Source organism: Metapseudomonas boanensis, from assembly GCF_018704125.1.
GTDB classification, from domain to species: domain Bacteria; phylum Pseudomonadota; class Gammaproteobacteria; order Pseudomonadales; family Pseudomonadaceae; genus Metapseudomonas; species Metapseudomonas boanensis.
The window spans coordinates 19,929-34,851 of record NZ_JAGTIS010000028.1; the positions used below are offsets into that span (position 1 = coordinate 19,929).

Genomic DNA, 14,923 nt, shown 5'->3' on the forward strand with positions numbered 1-14,923 from the left:
AACGCTTCAACATCCGTCAGCATTAACAGCGCCATCAGTGCTTGTGGTCGTCGATTTTCGAGTGGAAAAACTGATAGATCTGATTGACCACCGCGATGAAGACGCCCGTGGATAACCCGCACATGAGGATGCCGGTCAAGCCCTCCATCAATCCGAGCAATCGCCAGGGGTTTGCCAGCACCACGTCACCGTAACCAATCGTCGCATAGGTCACGCCAGAGAAGTAAAACGCCGTTTCGAGATCGGGCAGGCACCCCAGCCACACGTAGAATGCCCCCCAGATCGAGATCGCGATCAAATGCAGCAGAACCATATAGCAGGCAACCCACACCAACCGCGTGCTGATGGCCGCTACTCGCGTCATGGGAATATTTCCCCTGTGGTCCAGGAACCTAAGCATCAAGGCTAGGCCAACTGCATGCACGACCACGGTAGTGGCCGCCAGCGCCCATGCGAAAAAAATGCTTGAGTACATCAAGTGCTCCTTGTGGGTGCCACCCGACTGGCCGAGATCCTGTATTGCAGTCGAATGTGTCGTACGCGGCCTGATGCCATCCGGCACTCCCCGTTGTTTCTCGGGCTGCGTCCCTGTTTGGCTGGCGTGTAAGGCCGCCGACGTTGATCGGAAGGGTTCAAGACGAAGCGGGCAACGGCAGCCTGGCGATCTTCCTGGCCCTGGCGGGGGTAACGCCCAGAGCCTTGAGGACCATCTCGGCGACCAGCACATCGTGCCCCGTCGCCGCGCGACCCTCGACGACCGAACGCATCGCGCCAGTTGTGCAAGACACCACGATGTCCATGGCGACGCCTTCGTCCGCGAAGGTGAAAGCCCCCTCGCGCAGGCCTTCACGCAGGTCGTCAAGTACATGGGTGGCCAGTCGCGAGCGAATGGCCTGGTCGAAATGGATGATACGCAGCAGGGCATTGGCCCATTGGTGGTCGTCGGCGGCGCGGCCGATGAACATGCGCACGCCTATCGAAAGCCGCTGGGCACCGCTTTTTACGTTCGCGCTGAGGGCGGTAATAGCGTCGGAGAACTCGGTTGCCAGGGTAATTCCCACCGCCTCCAGCACTTCGTCGCGGGTGCGGAAGTAGTTGTAGATGGTGCCGTTGGATACCTCTGCTTCGGCGGCGACTTCGAGCAGGGCGATTTCACCCACCTCCTTGCGTGCGATAAGGCGCAGCGCCGCATCCACCAGGCCGCGACGAGTGCGCTCGCGCTTCTTGTGTCCTCGCGTGAGAGGCTGGTTCTCGTCCAGGTCTGATGGTGGAGTGGGGGTGGGCATACTCAGGCTCGCATTCGAAGGGGCTCGCCGATGGTAAAGGAAACACTGTCGGCGGTGGAGTCGCCGCTGGACATCAGGTCCATGCAGGTTTGAACCAGCTTCGCGGCCTGTTTGCTGGGGGCGTGGTGCATGACATGGCGGTCGGGGCGTACCACGACAAGCGTGCCCTTGGGCGCCAGCGGCAGGATGGCATGGTTGAGATCTTCGATGAATGCGCAGTTTCCGCCAGGGCGCTGGCCGCATGCTCCCAAGTGCAGGAAGTTGCCCCCTAGATTGACCCAGGATACGACCTGGGCAGGGGATAGCAGCGAGAGTGGATCGACACCGAATCCAACCAGGGTGAGATGGTCACCCAGAGCCTCGTCGCTCAGGTGTACCTGCTGTTTGGCGTTGCGCACCCAGGCTTGAGGAAACAGGCCACCGCGAACCAGCTTGTCGCGTCGCCGATGGCGGACGAACAGGCCCTGCCGGAAGATGTGCTTTGGCTTGATTGCCAACTCCTCGAAGTACTTCCGGGTAGCGGGCGTCAACGCCAACGTGCGCATCAATCCATGAATGAGGAAGGCTGCCAGTTTGTTCCGAGGCATCACCAGGCGGCCCATCAGCTTGGCCATGTCGATCATGGCTTTGGCGTGGGGGCGGCGCTCCTCGTCATAGGTGTCCAGCACCGAGGGCGAGGCTTGACCTCCCAGGACCCAGGCGAGTTTCCAGGCCAGGTTGGCGACATCCCGCAGCCCGGCCACGAGTCCCTGGCCGACGAAGGGGGGCGTGATATGGGCGGCATCCCCGACCAGGAAGATGCGTCCCTTGCTGAAGCTGTTGCAGCAGCGGGCATGGAAGCGATACACGGCCTTGCGCTCGATCTGCAGCTCCCGTGGATCGATCCAGGGAGCGATCAGCCTGGCGATGCTTTCCGGGCTTTCCATCTGCTCACGCGTCTCACCCGGACGCAGCATGAACTCCCAGCGCTCCCGGCCGCCTGGCGCTGGCATATGCGGAGCGGGGCGCTCGGGATCGCAGATGAACTCGACATGATCGATGGCGGACTGGTGCCGGTTGCCAGCGTCGACGATCAGCCAGTCTTCGGCATAGGTCTCGCCCTTGAAGTCCTGGCCGATCAGGCTTCTGACCCTGGAGCTGGCGCCATCGGCACCCACCAGGTATCGGGCGCGAATGAGGTGTCTCCTACCCTTCTGATCCCTTATCGAGGCGACCACGCAATCCGGCTCTTCGGCCAGGCTTTCGAGCTTGAGTCCGCCCATGCTGGTCACCGAAGCGAGCTGCGAGATCTTGTCGCGCATCGCGTGCTCCAGGTCGGGTTGGTAGAAGGTCACCAGCTTGGGATGGCCGTCGATGCAACCCGCCGTATTGGCCCGAGCGAACTGCCCGAGCACCGGCGAGTGCATACGCACCTCGGGAATCACGATCTTCTCGAAAGCGTCCTCGGCCAATCCGGCGAGTTGCAGGATGCGCAGCGCTTCGTTGTCCAGGGCAATGGCTCGGGGCATCAACAGGACCTCATGGGTCTTGTCCAGAACCAGGGTGCTTACGCCATAGCGACCCAGTAGTGCGGCGAGTGTCGCCCCAGCGGGGCCGTAGCCCACTACCAGTACATCGACCACATCCGGCGGCAGTTCGGAGCATTTCTTGTTGTTCATATCGAGCCCTTGTTGTGATTGAAATCGTGAAACGCGAGGTCTCATCGTCAGGCAGGGTCAAGGTATGTAAAATTGAAATATTTTTCAATATTGGTGTTTCTGTCATGTTTCGCAGGATCATTCCGACGCCAGGGCGAGGCCGCGCAGTCTCTGCCGAAGACGGTCCAATAACAGATGTTGTGCGCGACCGCCCACCTGCCGCCTTGTAGGTTTCCGACCGGGGAGGCTTGGCTTGCACGTCGATAAGCGTTGTCATCGGAGCAACGGAGCAGGTTCCAGCCGCCGAGGCACAACGGTGTTTTTGTCTTAAGATTTCAGGAATCAAGCGTGGCGCGTCCGCAGCTCCAACCGAGTCCAGTCCAGATTCGCTTCGTCGACTTCGAACTCGACGAGGCCAATGCCTGTTTATTGCGCCATGGAAAGGCCGTGGCGCTGGCGCCCACACCCTTCATGCTGCTGTGCGTGCTTGCCCGCCAGCCGGGCTCCCTGTTGAGCAAGGATGCTTTGCTTGACGCGGTGTGGGGCCACCGGCATGTCAGCGATTCGGTGCTGAAGACCGCCATCAGCGAACTGCGCACAGCCTTGGGTGATGATCCCAGGCAGCCGCGCTTCATCGAGACCGTGTCGCGGCGGGGTTATCGCTTCATCGCCGCGCTGTCGCCTGGCGCTACGTCGTTGCCTGAAGCCACTGTGGCTCCGGCGGGTGGCGGGCAGCCGTCGCCACCCTTCGTCGGTCGCGCCGATGCAGTCGCAAGGCTGCATCGGGAGTGGGAGCGGGCATACGGCGGCCAGCGCGCAGTGGTCTGGCTCGCCGGCGAACCGGGGATTGGCAAGACCACGTTGATTGAGCATTTCGTCTCCGGCCTTGGCAGCGTCGCCTGCGCGCGCGGCCATTGCGTGGAGCACTACGGCGCCGGCGAGCCCTACCTGCCGGTGCTGGAGGCGCTGGCCGATCTGTGCCGCAGTGACCCCGCGCTGCCGGCGCTTCTGCGGACAATCGCACCGACCTGGCTGCTGCAACTGCCGTGGCTGAGCACTGCCGAGGAGCGAGACGGATTGCGACGCGAGCTGGCTGGCGTTGGTCCGGAACGCATGCTGCGGGAAATGGGCGAACTGCTGGACCGATTCACGGAGCAGCGGCCGCTGTTGCTGGTGACCGAAGATCTGCACTGGAGCGATCGGGCGACAGTCCAACTCATCGATTACATCGCACGGCGACGTGGCCGCGCACGATTGATGTGGCTGGCGAGCTTCCGCGTCGCCGAGGTGGTGGCGCTCGATCATCCGCTCAATTCGTTGCGCCACGAACTGCGCCTGCAACGGCTGTGCGAGGAAGTGGTGCTCGATCCCTTCTCGGAGATCGAGGTCGCCGACTATGTCGCGCAGCGTTCGGCCTCGCTGGCGCGCGATGAAGCCTTCGTGCGTGCCCTGCACGAGCGCACCGACGGTGTGCCGCTGTTCGTGTCGTCCGTCATCAGTGAAGTCATGGACCAAGCGGACGACGATGTCACCATCGAGGCACGACTGGCGAATCTGGCGGTCCCTGAAAATCTGGCGGCCATCATCGATCACTACATCGCCAAACTTGGGCAGGAGCAGCGTGCGCTGCTCTCGGCAGCAGCGGTGTGCGGGGCCGAATTCCGTGTTGAGACGGTCTCGCTGGCCCTCGAGCGCGACCTCGCTTCGCTGGCTCTCGCCTGTGAGGAACTGGTGCACGAGCAGGTGTGGCTCATGCGGTCGCGCGCAGGAGAAGGTGAAGAGGCGGAGGAGCGGCCCTACTCGTTCCGGCATGCGCTCTTCCGCCAGGTGCTGTACGACCGCACGCCGCGCGCCTTGCGCATTCACCTCCATCGCCAAGTTGGCGCTGCCCTCGAACACGAGCGAACGGCCGGCGTACCGGTTGCAGCCTCGGAACTGGCAATGCACTTCGACCGGGCCCGGCAGCCAATGATTGCGCTTCGCTATTACGCCGAGGCAGCGGAAACCGCGTTGCTGCACTTCAGCCCGGCCTCATGCGTCGGTCTCACTGAGCGTGCGTTGGTCTTGCTGCAGCAGGCACCAGAAGGGCCGGAGCGCGACGCACTGGAGATCACCCTGGCTACGCTGCAGGGCGTGTCGGCGTTCCATACGCTCGGTGTCGGCAGCGAAGCCAGGAATGCGTTTGAACGCGCATACACGCTGCTGGCGAACGCTCCCGAACATCCGATGCGCGGTCGCCTGCTGCACGGGTTTGGCTATCTGCTGGGGCTGCGCGGTGACTATGCGCTGGCGCTGGTAGTGGCGGAGCGCGCCGAAGCCCTTTCGTCCGAGGCGAACGATCCAGCGCTCTCGCTGGTCGCGTGCATCGTGCAGGGCGAGGTGCACCACCTCCAGGGGCGAACGCAGACGACCCGCAGCTGGCTGGAGCGCGCGCTCGCGCTCGCCGAACCGCTTGATATAGGGGCAAACGAGATTTTCGCGACCGATCCCCAGGTCATGCTGCACGGCATGCTGGCCATCGAGCTGGTGCGTTCCGGCCTGATCGAGCAGGGCCGTGCCCATATGCAGCGGGCGCGGACTCGTGCGCAGGCGCTGCGCCAGCCCATGACGAGAATGGTCGCTGCCTGGCAGGAAGTGTTGATCGAGGTGCGGATGGGCAACCACGCGCGCGTGGCCGAGCTGGCTGACGAGATGCAGGTGCTGGTCGATGAGTATTCGCTGGCACTGGGGCGTACGGCTTGCCGCTGGTGGCGTGGCTGGGCCGACGCACGTAACGGCGCACCGCGCGACGGCTACCGCTGCATCCGGGAAGCCTACGAGGAACACACTGGGCTCGGTATGCGCTCTGGTGCCAGCGAGGTACTCGGCTACGCCACCGAGGCGCTGCTGTTGGCCGGTGATTACGACGGTGCGATGGCCGAGTTGCAGGAGGCATTGAGGGTAGGGGAGGAACTGGGCGAGCGTGTTTACCTGCCGCAGCTGTTGCTGCTGGAGGCCGCAATCGCGCGGGAACAGGGCCGACCCGATGCCGGCGCCAACGCGGTGCGGCGCGCGGTCGAGGAGGCGCGCGCCCAGGAGGCACCGTGGCTGGAGCTGCGCGCCCTGGTCGAACTGTGCGAACACCACGACGCCGTGCCCGCTGAGCGGCAGGTGCTGGCGGCGCTGCTCGGCCAACTGCCCGAAACTCAAGGCACTGAACTGGCGCAGCGCGCGTGCACGCTGCTGCGGGCTGAAAGGTCGGATTGAAACGATGAGGGCGCCCCCTTCATGACGACCGAAGTCTGACCTTTCGCTTACGACTCGACCCGGGGGGCGGCTTACGCTGTCGTCGAACTTCCTTGATCCCCAGGTCCGCAATGACCCTCAAACCTGAATGCAAGTACCCGAGCCGCCGCTCCTATGTGGTGAAGCTGCGTAGCGACGCCACACCGGGGTGCCTCATGGGGCGCCTCGAAAACCTGGTCACCGGGCGTCAGCGCGAGTTTTCTTCCGCCGAAGAGCTGCTGGTGTCGATTGCCGCCGACCTCGTGTCGGCGGCTCGCGAGGACGCAGCGGATGCGGCCGTTGAGTGACCTCTCCAACCGCAATGAGCCCTCCGAATGGCGACCGAACCGCGACGCTTCGCTGACAACTTTGCGCGCACCGGGCCTTACGCTGCTGCAACCTCGAATCTGCACGAGTCCAATCCGATGCTGCGATTTCCAACCCACTCTTTGATGACCCGCTACACCGGGCAGACGCCCCAGCGACGGGCCGAGCGCCTGGTCGGCGTCTTCGTTGGCGCGGCGCTGGTCGCCTCTATCGCCCTGGCCTTGACCGGCTGCTCCACGGAGGTCGCCAAGCCTTCGGTGGAGTTGCCGGCCAAGTTCGCCGCCAGCACGGCCTCGCAGATGGAGCCTGAAGCCGCATGGTGGGAGGCTTTCAACGACCCGGTGCTGACCGATCTGGTGCGCCGCGCGATGCGCGAGAACCGTGACATCAAGATCGCCGCCGAGCGCGTGCGCGCCGCTCGCGCGGGTGAAACGATCAGCCGTTCCTGGCTGTTCCCGAGTGTCGGCCTGTCTGCCTTCGGTACGGACCGCAGCACGGGCTACGACACCGCCAAGAAGAAGGGCTATCCAGACGTCGAGGCTGTCGGCGCTGGCCTGGACGTCTCCTGGGAGCTTGACCTGAGCGGACGCCTGCGCGCTGGCGCGGCCGCAGCGGACGCCGAGGCGCTGGCTGCGGAGCACGGCGTACGCGGCGTGCGCCTGCTGGTGATGAGCGACGTCGCCAGCAACTACTTCACGCTGGTCGGTGCGCAGCGGCAGGTCGACACCCTGCGTGCCATGTCGGCGATGCAGGACGAGACGCTGCGCCTGGTCACCGCGCGCCATCGTGTCGGGCTGGCGACCGAATTCGACGTCGAGCGCGCGCAGACCGATGCCGAATCGGCGCGCGCGCAGATTCCGCCCATGGAAACCGTAGCGGCTGTGGCACGCCATCGCATCGCGGTGCTGATCGGTGATCAGGCCTTCAGTGCCGCCTCCATCGTGACCTCCCGTGACGATCAGGTTGTGCCCCAGGCGCGGCCGGGCCAGCCTGCCGAGTTGCTGCAGCGCAGGCCCGACGTGCTGGGGCTGATGGCGCAGCTCGACGCGGCCAATGCGCGCCGCCAGCAGGCCGCCGCCGAGTGGTTTCCACGGCTGTTCCTCGGCGCTTCCTTCGGCCGCCAGAACCTGGAGTTGAACGGTCTGGATCTCGGCGCCGCGCGCTTCACCAACGTCGCCGGCCTGCTGGCGATGCCGATCTTCAACGCCGGGCGCACGCGCGCGATCAACGAGGTCGCCGAGAGTGGGCAGCGCGAAGCGCTGCTGCGTGCCGAAGACGGTATCGCACGTGCGCTCGAGGACGTGGAGAACGCGCTGATCAGTCTTTCCCATGAGCGCCGCCGCTCGCAGTCGCTGCAGATGGCGGCCGCCGCTGCGGACTCCGCGCTCGACCACTCGCAGTCGCTTTACAACCGTGGGCAGATCGACCTGCTGCCGCTGTTGGACGCGCACCGTGTGCGCCTCACGTCGCGCCTCTCCGCTAACGAAAGCAAGACGCGGCTGCTGCTCGACAGCGTGCAGCTCTACAAGTCGCTGGGTGGCGGTTGGCAGGTGTTCGAACAACCCGCCAACCCCACCGCAACCACCGCTGCCGACCGTCCGCCACTTTCCTGAGAACCTGTCGTCTTCAAAGAGGAATCGCCTTGAAGAACTCCAATACTGCGGCCGTTGCCCTGGCCGTAGCCTTCCTGCTGTCCGCGTGTAGCCCGGACCAGCCGACTGTGCAGGCGCTTCGACCGGTACGGGTCGTTGAAATCAGCTACGACAATGCCCGTGAGATCAATCGCTACGTGGGAACCGTGCAGTCACGGCACCAAGTCGACCAGGCCTTCCGCGTCGGCGGCAAGGTAGCCCAGCGCAAGGTCGATGTAGGCCAGATCGTGCGCGAAGGCGACGTGCTGGCAGTGCTCGATGACAGCGATTACCGCCTTACCGAGGAAGCCTCGCGGCAGCAGTGGGCAGCTGCCGTCGAGCAGGCGCGTCAGGCCGAGTCGGACCGCCAGCGCCTGACCGCTCTGAAGGCTGACGGCTCGGTCAGTGCGGCCGACGATGAGCGCGCGCACACGACTGCGCAGACTACCGTTGCGACCGCCGAGGCCGAGGCACGAAAGCTCGAGCTTGCGCGTAACCGGCTCAAGTACACCGTATTGCGCGCTTCGCGCAGCGGCGTCGTCACGTCCGTGCGCTTCGAGGTCGGGCAGGTCGTGGCGGAGGGCCAACCGGTTGTCTCGATTGCGAATCCAGGCGAGCCGGAAATCGTCGTCGATGTGCCCGAGGATCATCTGGCCGCCTTCAAGGCGGCGCAATTCAAGGCCACGCTGGCCAGCGAGCCGAATGAGGCCTTCGATGTCGCACTGCGTGAGTTGTCGCCGCAGGCGGCAGAGCAAACGCGCACCTACCGCGCGCGGCTGAAGCCTGTGAGTGCACGGTCGCTGCCGCTGGGTGCCACCGCCACCCTGGTCGCCGAGCGTGAGATGGAAGAGGTTCCGGTGGCGGCGGTGCCGGCATCAGCGCTGACGCAAGACCGCGGCCAGCCTGCGTTGTGGGTGGTCAAGCCCGAGGACTTTAAGCCTGTGGGCACCGTGAGGCTGGAGCCTGTGGCGGTTATGGGGTATCGCAATGACGAGGTGCTCGTCTCCGGGCTTTCTCCCCGAGCGCTGGTCGTTACCGCCGGAGTGCAGAAAATGGCACCCGGGCTGAGGGTTGCGCTACCCGGCTTGGGTGGCGCTGAAACCAACACCCAGCAGCAGGCCACACGATGAGCAACTTCAACCTTACCGATTGGGCGCTGCGCAATCGCGCCATCGTGCTGTTCATGCTCATCCTGGTGGCGGTAGCCGGTGCCTTCAGCTTCACCCGGCTTGGTCAGCTCGAGGATCCGAACTTCTCCGTGCCCTCGATGACCGCCATCGTCATCTGGCCTGGCGCCACCGCCCAGCAGTTGCAGGACCAGGTCCTCAACCGCATGGAAAAGAAGTTCGAGCAGATCGACAACTTCGAGAAAGTGGTGACCTATGCGCGGCAGGGCTACGCGGGCATGACGCTCACGGTGCGCGGTGGTACCTCCAAACCCGACCAGCTGGAGGCCTGGTACCAGGCGCGCAAGAAACTCAACGACTTGAGCCTGGAGCTACCTGACGGCGTGATCGGTCCGATCGTCAACGACGAGTACGGCGACGTGTACGGCCTGATGTACGCCGTCAAGGGCGACGGCATTGGCCAGGCCGACCTGTCCGATGCGGCCGAGGACATCAAGCGCCGCATGCTGAAGGTGCCGATGGTCAAGAAGATCGATGTCATCGGCAAGCAGGCTGAGCGTATCTATGTCGAGTTCTCGCACGAGCGCCTGGCTGCTCTGGGCATCACCCCGCTGGCTATTGCCGAGAGCCTGAAGAGCCAGAACGTGATGCTGCCCGCGGGCCAGATCGACACCCGCAACGACCGCGTCATGGTGCGCGTAAGCGGCCAGTTCGACAGCGAAGACGCCATCCGCAATGTGCCCATCTCCGCAGGCGGCCGGCTGATCAAGCTCGGCGACATCGCGACCGTCACCCGCGGCTTCGAAGACCCGCCGACCTACACCGTGCGCCACAACGGCCAGCCGGTGCTGATGCTCGGCATCACCATGACCAGCGACGGCAATATCGTGGACCTTGGCCAGGCGATGGATCAGGCGGTCGCCAGGATTCAGTCGGAACTGCCATACGGCGTGGAGCTGGAGCTCGTGGCCGACCAGCCCACCACGGTGAAAGACGCGATCCATGACTTCGTACACGCGTTGGCCGAAGCGTTGATCATCGTGATTGTGGTCAGCCTGGTCAGCCTGGGTTGGCGTGCCGGCCTCGTGGTCGCGACCACGGTGCCGCTGGTGCTGGGGGGCGTGGCGCTGGTAATGCTGGCGATGGGCTGGAACCTCGAGCGCATCTCGCTCGGTTCGCTGATCATTGCACTGGGCCTGCTGGTGGACGACGCCATCATCGCCATCGAGATGATGGTGGCGAAGATGGAAACCGGCTGGGACCGTGTGCGGGCGGCGGCTTTCTCCTACTCGGCCACCGCCATGCCGCGCCTGACCGGTGCGCTGATTACCGTCGTGGGCTTCCTGCCGATCGGCCTCTCGCAGTCCACCACGGGCGAATATGCGGGCGGCATTTTCTGGATCGTCGGCGCCGCCGTACTGTTCTCGTGGATCTGCTCCGGCATTTTCACGCCGTACCTCGCGGTCAAGATGCTGCCCAACGACCTGGGCAAGCACCAGCATGGCGCTGATCCGTACGACTCGAAGTTCTACCGCCGGCTTCGTGGCCTGATCGATGCCGCCATCGAGCGCCGCTGGGTGGTGATCGGTGCAACGTTTGGCGCGCTGGCGCTTGCTCTGGCCTGCATGAAGCTGGTGCCGCAGCAGTTCTTTCCCAACAGCTCGCGCCCTGAGTTGGTCATCGACCTGCGCGTCAAGGAAGGTGCGTCGTTTGCTGCGACCACCGAGCAGGTCAAACGCATGGAGGCGATCCTGGCGAAAGACGAAGATGTGCGTTTCTTTACCGCCTACACCGGTGCCGGCGCACCTCGCTTCTATCTTTCGCTCAACCCCGAACTGCCGAATCCGGGCTTTGCCCAGTTCGTCGTGATGACCAAGGGCCTGGAGGCGCGCGAGCGAGTCCGTGAGCGGCTGATGACCCTGGCCGACCAGCAGTTCCCGCAGGCGTGGTTGCGCGTGACCCGGCTGGAGCTGGGGCCGCCCGTTGGCTACCCGGTGCAGTTCCGCGTCGTTGGCCCCGACACCCAGGTGGTGCGTCATATTGCCCGCGACGTGGAGGCGGTGGTCGCGTCCAGTCCGAAGGTGCGCGACGTCCAGCTGGACTGGAACGATCCGGTTCGCACGTTGAAGGTGGAATTGGACCAGGACAAGGCGAGCGCGCTGGGCCTCACACCGGCTGACGTCTCGCTGGTGACCCAGTCCGTGATGAACGGCGCGACCTTGTCGCAGCTGCGCGAGGACGAGGAACTGATCGACATCGTGGCCCGTGCCGTGCCGGAGGAGCGACTGAGCCTCGACACCCTGAAGGACATCAACCTCTACACCCGCCAGGGCACCGTGGTGCCGCTTTCGCAGGTGGCACAGGTGCGCAACGAGCTGGAAGAGCCGGTGCTGTGGCGCCGTAACCGCGACATGGCGATTACCGTGCGCGCCGACGTGAAGGATGGCGAGCAGGGCGTGTCGGTGACGCAGGAGATCCAGCCGCTGCTGAAGGACATCGAGGCGAAACTGCCCTCGGGCTATCGCATCGACGTGGGCGGAGCGGTGGAGGAAAGCGACAAGGCCAACCAGGCGCTGCTGGCGGTGGCCCCGCTGATGCTGGTCACCATTCTGTTGCTGCTGATGCTGCAGCTGAAGGACTTCTCCCGCATGTGGATGGTGGTGCTGACCGCGCCGCTGGGCCTGATTGGCGTGGTGCCGGCGCTGCTGGTGTTCCAGTCGCCGCTGGGCTTCGTTGCGATCCTCGGCATCATCGCCCTCGGCGGCATGATCATGCGCAATTCGGTGATCCTGATCGACCAGGTGCAGATCGAGATTTCACAGGGTCGCGACCCGTGGAATGCGGTGCTGGATGCTGCCATTCACCGGGCTCGCCCGGTGATGCTGACGGCGCTGGCTACCGTGCTGGCGATGATCCCGCTGACGCGCAGTGTGTTCTGGGGGCCGATGGCGATTGCGATCATGGGCGGCCTCACCGTGGCGACATTGCTGACGATCTTCTTCGTCCCAGCGCTGTATGCCGCCTGGTTCAAAGTGCGCCGCCATGCGGCTGCCGGTGACCAGCAGGTGACGGCCGATGCCGCGCTCAATTCCTGAGTGACGGGCGCGGCGGCACTGCGCCTCAACCTCACCGACGAAGGCTGATCGGGTCCGATCAGCCTTCGTCGAGTCAAGGCCGGGGCTTGGTCGCGGCATTGCTGAGTTGCGTTCGACGGGCAGCCAGCCAATCGCTGCGTGCCTCCGCCATTCTTGGAGCATCAACACCATGCTGAAAATGTTCGGGCTTACCCTGACCGTCTTGCTTGCCGTTGTCGCTATTGCGCTGTGGACCCTGCTTGGCCAGTTCGAGCCCTCCATCAAATCCGCCATCGAGACCGAGGGTGCCCTGGCCACGCAGACGCAGGTGCTCGTGGGTAGCGTGGAGCTCTCGCCCCTCACTGGCATGGGAGCACTCGATGGACTTACCGTGGGCAACCCCACCGGGTTCTCTTCGCCCTACGCCCTGGTGGTGGACCGTATCGCCCTGCAGGTGGAACGCGGTTCCCTTCTCGGTGGAGGCCCGATCATTGTTGAATCCGCCACCGTCATCGCGCCGCAGATTACCTATATGGCGCGAAGCTCCGCGGCCACCAGCAACCTGGAGACCATCAAGAACACCGTCCGGAGCTATTCGGCTACCCCTGCCGTCTCCTCCGCCCCTGCCGTCCCCTCCCGTCATGCCGTCCTCGCCACCCCTGTCAGGCCATCCAAGCGTGAAGCACTTGCCGCCTCCGTCCGACTTTTAGGGCATAGCTGGGCCTGGGAATATATTCATTCCATGTTCGTTTAAGCCGGGACTTGAAAGTTGCGATAGCGCGTAGATATTTCCCTTCGTCAGGGGCCGGAGTTGGGTGCTCTGTGTCTCCTGTTCGAGATCATGTCAGTCAGCCGGAAGGAGGTTTGTCATGTACGAGTCCCTTCTTAATCTGTCGAGCGATCCTATTGCCGAGTTCGAGAGGCTGCAGCGCGAACTGCAACATGTCCTGGGCACAAGACTGGGGCGTCCAGGCAGCATTCGCGCGCTGGCCAGTGGTGCTTTCCCGGCGATCAATGTGGGAAGCACGCCGTCCAGCATAGAAGTCTATGCCTTCGTTCCCGGTGTCGATCCGAGCAGCCTTGATCTGCAGATACACCGAGGGTTGCTATCGATATCCGGCGAGCGCCGGCCGGCACGGAGCGTGGAAGATGGCAATTGCTCCGTGTACGCCAATGAGCGTTATTTCGGACGCTTCAAGCGTACCGTGAGCCTCAATGATGAGGTCGATACCGACAAGGTCGAGGCTCGCTATTGCGACGGCGTTCTCCGCATCTCTCTGCCTCGGCGGGAGGCTGCGCAACCCAGGCGCATAGCCATTCAGTAACAGCATCGGTTTGAAGGAGGAATCACCATGAACGACAAGCAAACGGTCGTGCGCGGCGAGACTGAAACCCAAACACTGCTGCCGCGTGTCGATGTTTTTGAAGATGACAACGGAATCCAATTGTTTGCGGACCTTCCGGGCGTGCCCAGGGAGCGACTCGTGGTCAATGTGGAAGGTGACACGCTTTTGTTGGAAGGGGAGATCATGCCGGAGATGTCCGAACAGCTGGAGGCCGTCTATGCCGAGGTCCAGCTGTCGCGGTTCCGGCGAGCCTTCACCTTGAGTTCCGAGCTGGATACGACACAGATCGATGCTGAGCTACGGGACGGTGTGCTGAACCTGCGTGTCCCCAAGCATGCGCATGCCCAGCCTCGGAAGATCGTCGTGAAAAGCGAGTAGGGCCTTGAGTGTGTGGAGGTCGACCCCATGGACAAACTAGCTGAACTCAAGCAGGGCCTGGAGGAAACCTGGCATTCGCTGGGTGAGGGCTGGCGCCAGCTTCGTGATCGCGCCAGCGAGGCCCTGACACGTTTCACGCCGGTAAACCGGAGCAGGAACTCGCTGGAGGATGCTCACTCACCACCGGCACTTGCTTCCAACTGGGGATTGCTGGCCGGTGATCTCTACGAGGATGGCGAGCAGATCATCATTCGCCTGGAGGTACCGGGCATGGTGAAGGACGATCTAGACCTGGAGGTGCGAGGCGATGTCCTGATCGTCCGCGGTGAGAAGCGAGTCGAGCAGGAGCGAGGTCATGGACGCTACCGGGTTCGCCAGTGCACCTTTGGCAGCTTCCGGCGCAGCTTCGCGCTTCCTGCACCGGTCATCGCCGAAAAGGCCAAGGCCCGATGCGGCAACGGCGTGCTGCGTATCGAGCTGCCCAAGGAAGCGCGCGCGCGTGGCCGGCGCATCGAGGTTCGCTCGGGCTGACGCGGAAGTGCCCGGTGCTCACCTTGCAAGTCACAGGCAATGCAAATTGCCTGGTTACTGAATCAGCCCGCCCGCGCCAAGGTCGCGGGTGGGCTGTTTTTCGACTGGGTCAGCAGATGGCGTTGGGGCCCGCTACAGCGGAGTGTGCCGCGTGATCAGGTGCGCGGTCTGGCTCCCTGTTTAATCAGGTCCAGCGCCACGTCGACGATCATGTCTTCCTGGCCGCCGACCATGCGGCGGCGGCCCAGCTCGACGAGAATGTCGAGGGTCTTCAGCCCGTACTTGGCCGCGGCCACCTCGGCATGGCGCAGGAAGCTGGAGT

Annotated in this window: 12 protein-coding genes and 1 pseudogene; 9 read left to right on the top strand and 4 right to left on the bottom strand. The window is 64.0% G+C overall.

Annotation, left to right across the window (positions count from 1 at the left end; translation table 11 throughout):
* Positions 1–34: 34 nt before the first annotated feature.
* The 3 genes from J7302_RS25330 to mhpA form a co-directional block, all read right to left on the bottom strand.
* A complete protein-coding gene (locus J7302_RS25330) occupies positions 35–475 on the bottom strand; it encodes a potassium channel family protein (protein ID WP_215381376.1) in 441 nt (146 codons plus the stop codon).
* A 157-nt stretch (positions 476–632) separates the two neighbouring features.
* Positions 633–1,286, bottom strand: a complete 654-nt coding sequence (locus J7302_RS25335; protein WP_215381378.1) for a TetR/AcrR family transcriptional regulator — start codon at positions 1,284–1,286, stop codon at positions 633–635.
* A gap of 2 nt (positions 1,287–1,288) precedes the next feature.
* Positions 1,289–2,944: a bifunctional 3-(3-hydroxy-phenyl)propionate/3-hydroxycinnamic acid hydroxylase MhpA gene (mhpA, locus tag J7302_RS25340; RefSeq protein ID WP_215381381.1), complete on the bottom strand. Its 1,656-nt coding sequence runs from the start codon at positions 2,942–2,944 to the stop codon at positions 1,289–1,291.
* Positions 2,945–3,271: 327 nt separating this feature from the next.
* Between mhpA and J7302_RS25345 the strand changes: the two genes are divergently transcribed.
* The 9 genes from J7302_RS25345 (at position 3,272) to J7302_RS25385 (ending at position 14,601) form a co-directional block, all read left to right on the top strand.
* The gene (locus J7302_RS25345) at positions 3,272–6,169 is read left to right on the top strand and encodes an AAA family ATPase (protein WP_215381383.1); all 2,898 of its coding nucleotides are present in this window, start codon (positions 3,272–3,274) and stop codon (positions 6,167–6,169) included.
* Positions 6,170–6,279: 110 nt separating this feature from the next.
* Positions 6,280–6,495 carry a hypothetical protein gene (locus J7302_RS25350; protein WP_215381385.1) on the top strand — a complete coding sequence of 72 codons (216 nt, stop codon included), beginning with the start codon at positions 6,280–6,282 and terminating at the stop codon, positions 6,493–6,495.
* A gap of 117 nt (positions 6,496–6,612) precedes the next feature.
* Positions 6,613–8,127: an efflux transporter outer membrane subunit gene (locus J7302_RS25355; RefSeq protein ID WP_215381409.1), complete on the top strand. Its 1,515-nt coding sequence runs from the start codon at positions 6,613–6,615 to the stop codon at positions 8,125–8,127.
* A 29-nt stretch (positions 8,128–8,156) separates the two neighbouring features.
* Positions 8,157–9,275, top strand: coding sequence for an efflux RND transporter periplasmic adaptor subunit (locus J7302_RS25360; protein ID WP_215381389.1), 1,119 nt, complete (start codon positions 8,157–8,159; stop codon positions 9,273–9,275).
* Positions 9,272–12,367, top strand: a complete 3,096-nt coding sequence (locus tag J7302_RS25365; protein WP_215381392.1) for an efflux RND transporter permease subunit — start codon at positions 9,272–9,274, stop codon at positions 12,365–12,367. Before J7302_RS25360 ends, J7302_RS25365 begins: the two co-directional genes overlap by 4 nt.
* A gap of 169 nt (positions 12,368–12,536) precedes the next feature.
* Positions 12,537–13,100 carry an AsmA family protein gene (locus J7302_RS25370; RefSeq protein WP_215381395.1) on the top strand — a complete coding sequence of 188 codons (564 nt, stop codon included), beginning with the start codon at positions 12,537–12,539 and terminating at the stop codon, positions 13,098–13,100.
* A gap of 115 nt (positions 13,101–13,215) precedes the next feature.
* Positions 13,216–13,671, top strand: coding sequence for an Hsp20/alpha crystallin family protein (locus J7302_RS25375; RefSeq protein ID WP_215381398.1), 456 nt, complete (start codon positions 13,216–13,218; stop codon positions 13,669–13,671).
* 27 nt (positions 13,672–13,698) lie between these two features.
* Positions 13,699–14,070 (top strand): Hsp20/alpha crystallin family protein, encoded by a 372-nt coding sequence (locus J7302_RS25380; protein ID WP_215381400.1) that lies wholly within the window; start codon positions 13,699–13,701, stop codon positions 14,068–14,070.
* A 27-nt stretch (positions 14,071–14,097) separates the two neighbouring features.
* On the top strand, positions 14,098–14,601 hold the full coding sequence (locus J7302_RS25385) for an Hsp20/alpha crystallin family protein (RefSeq protein WP_215381402.1): 504 nt from the start codon (positions 14,098–14,100) through the stop codon (positions 14,599–14,601).
* A gap of 155 nt (positions 14,602–14,756) precedes the next feature.
* Here J7302_RS25385 and J7302_RS25390 read toward each other — a convergent pair.
* Positions 14,757–14,923: pseudogene (locus J7302_RS25390) on the bottom strand (4-hydroxy-2-oxovalerate aldolase); the annotation flags it as partial.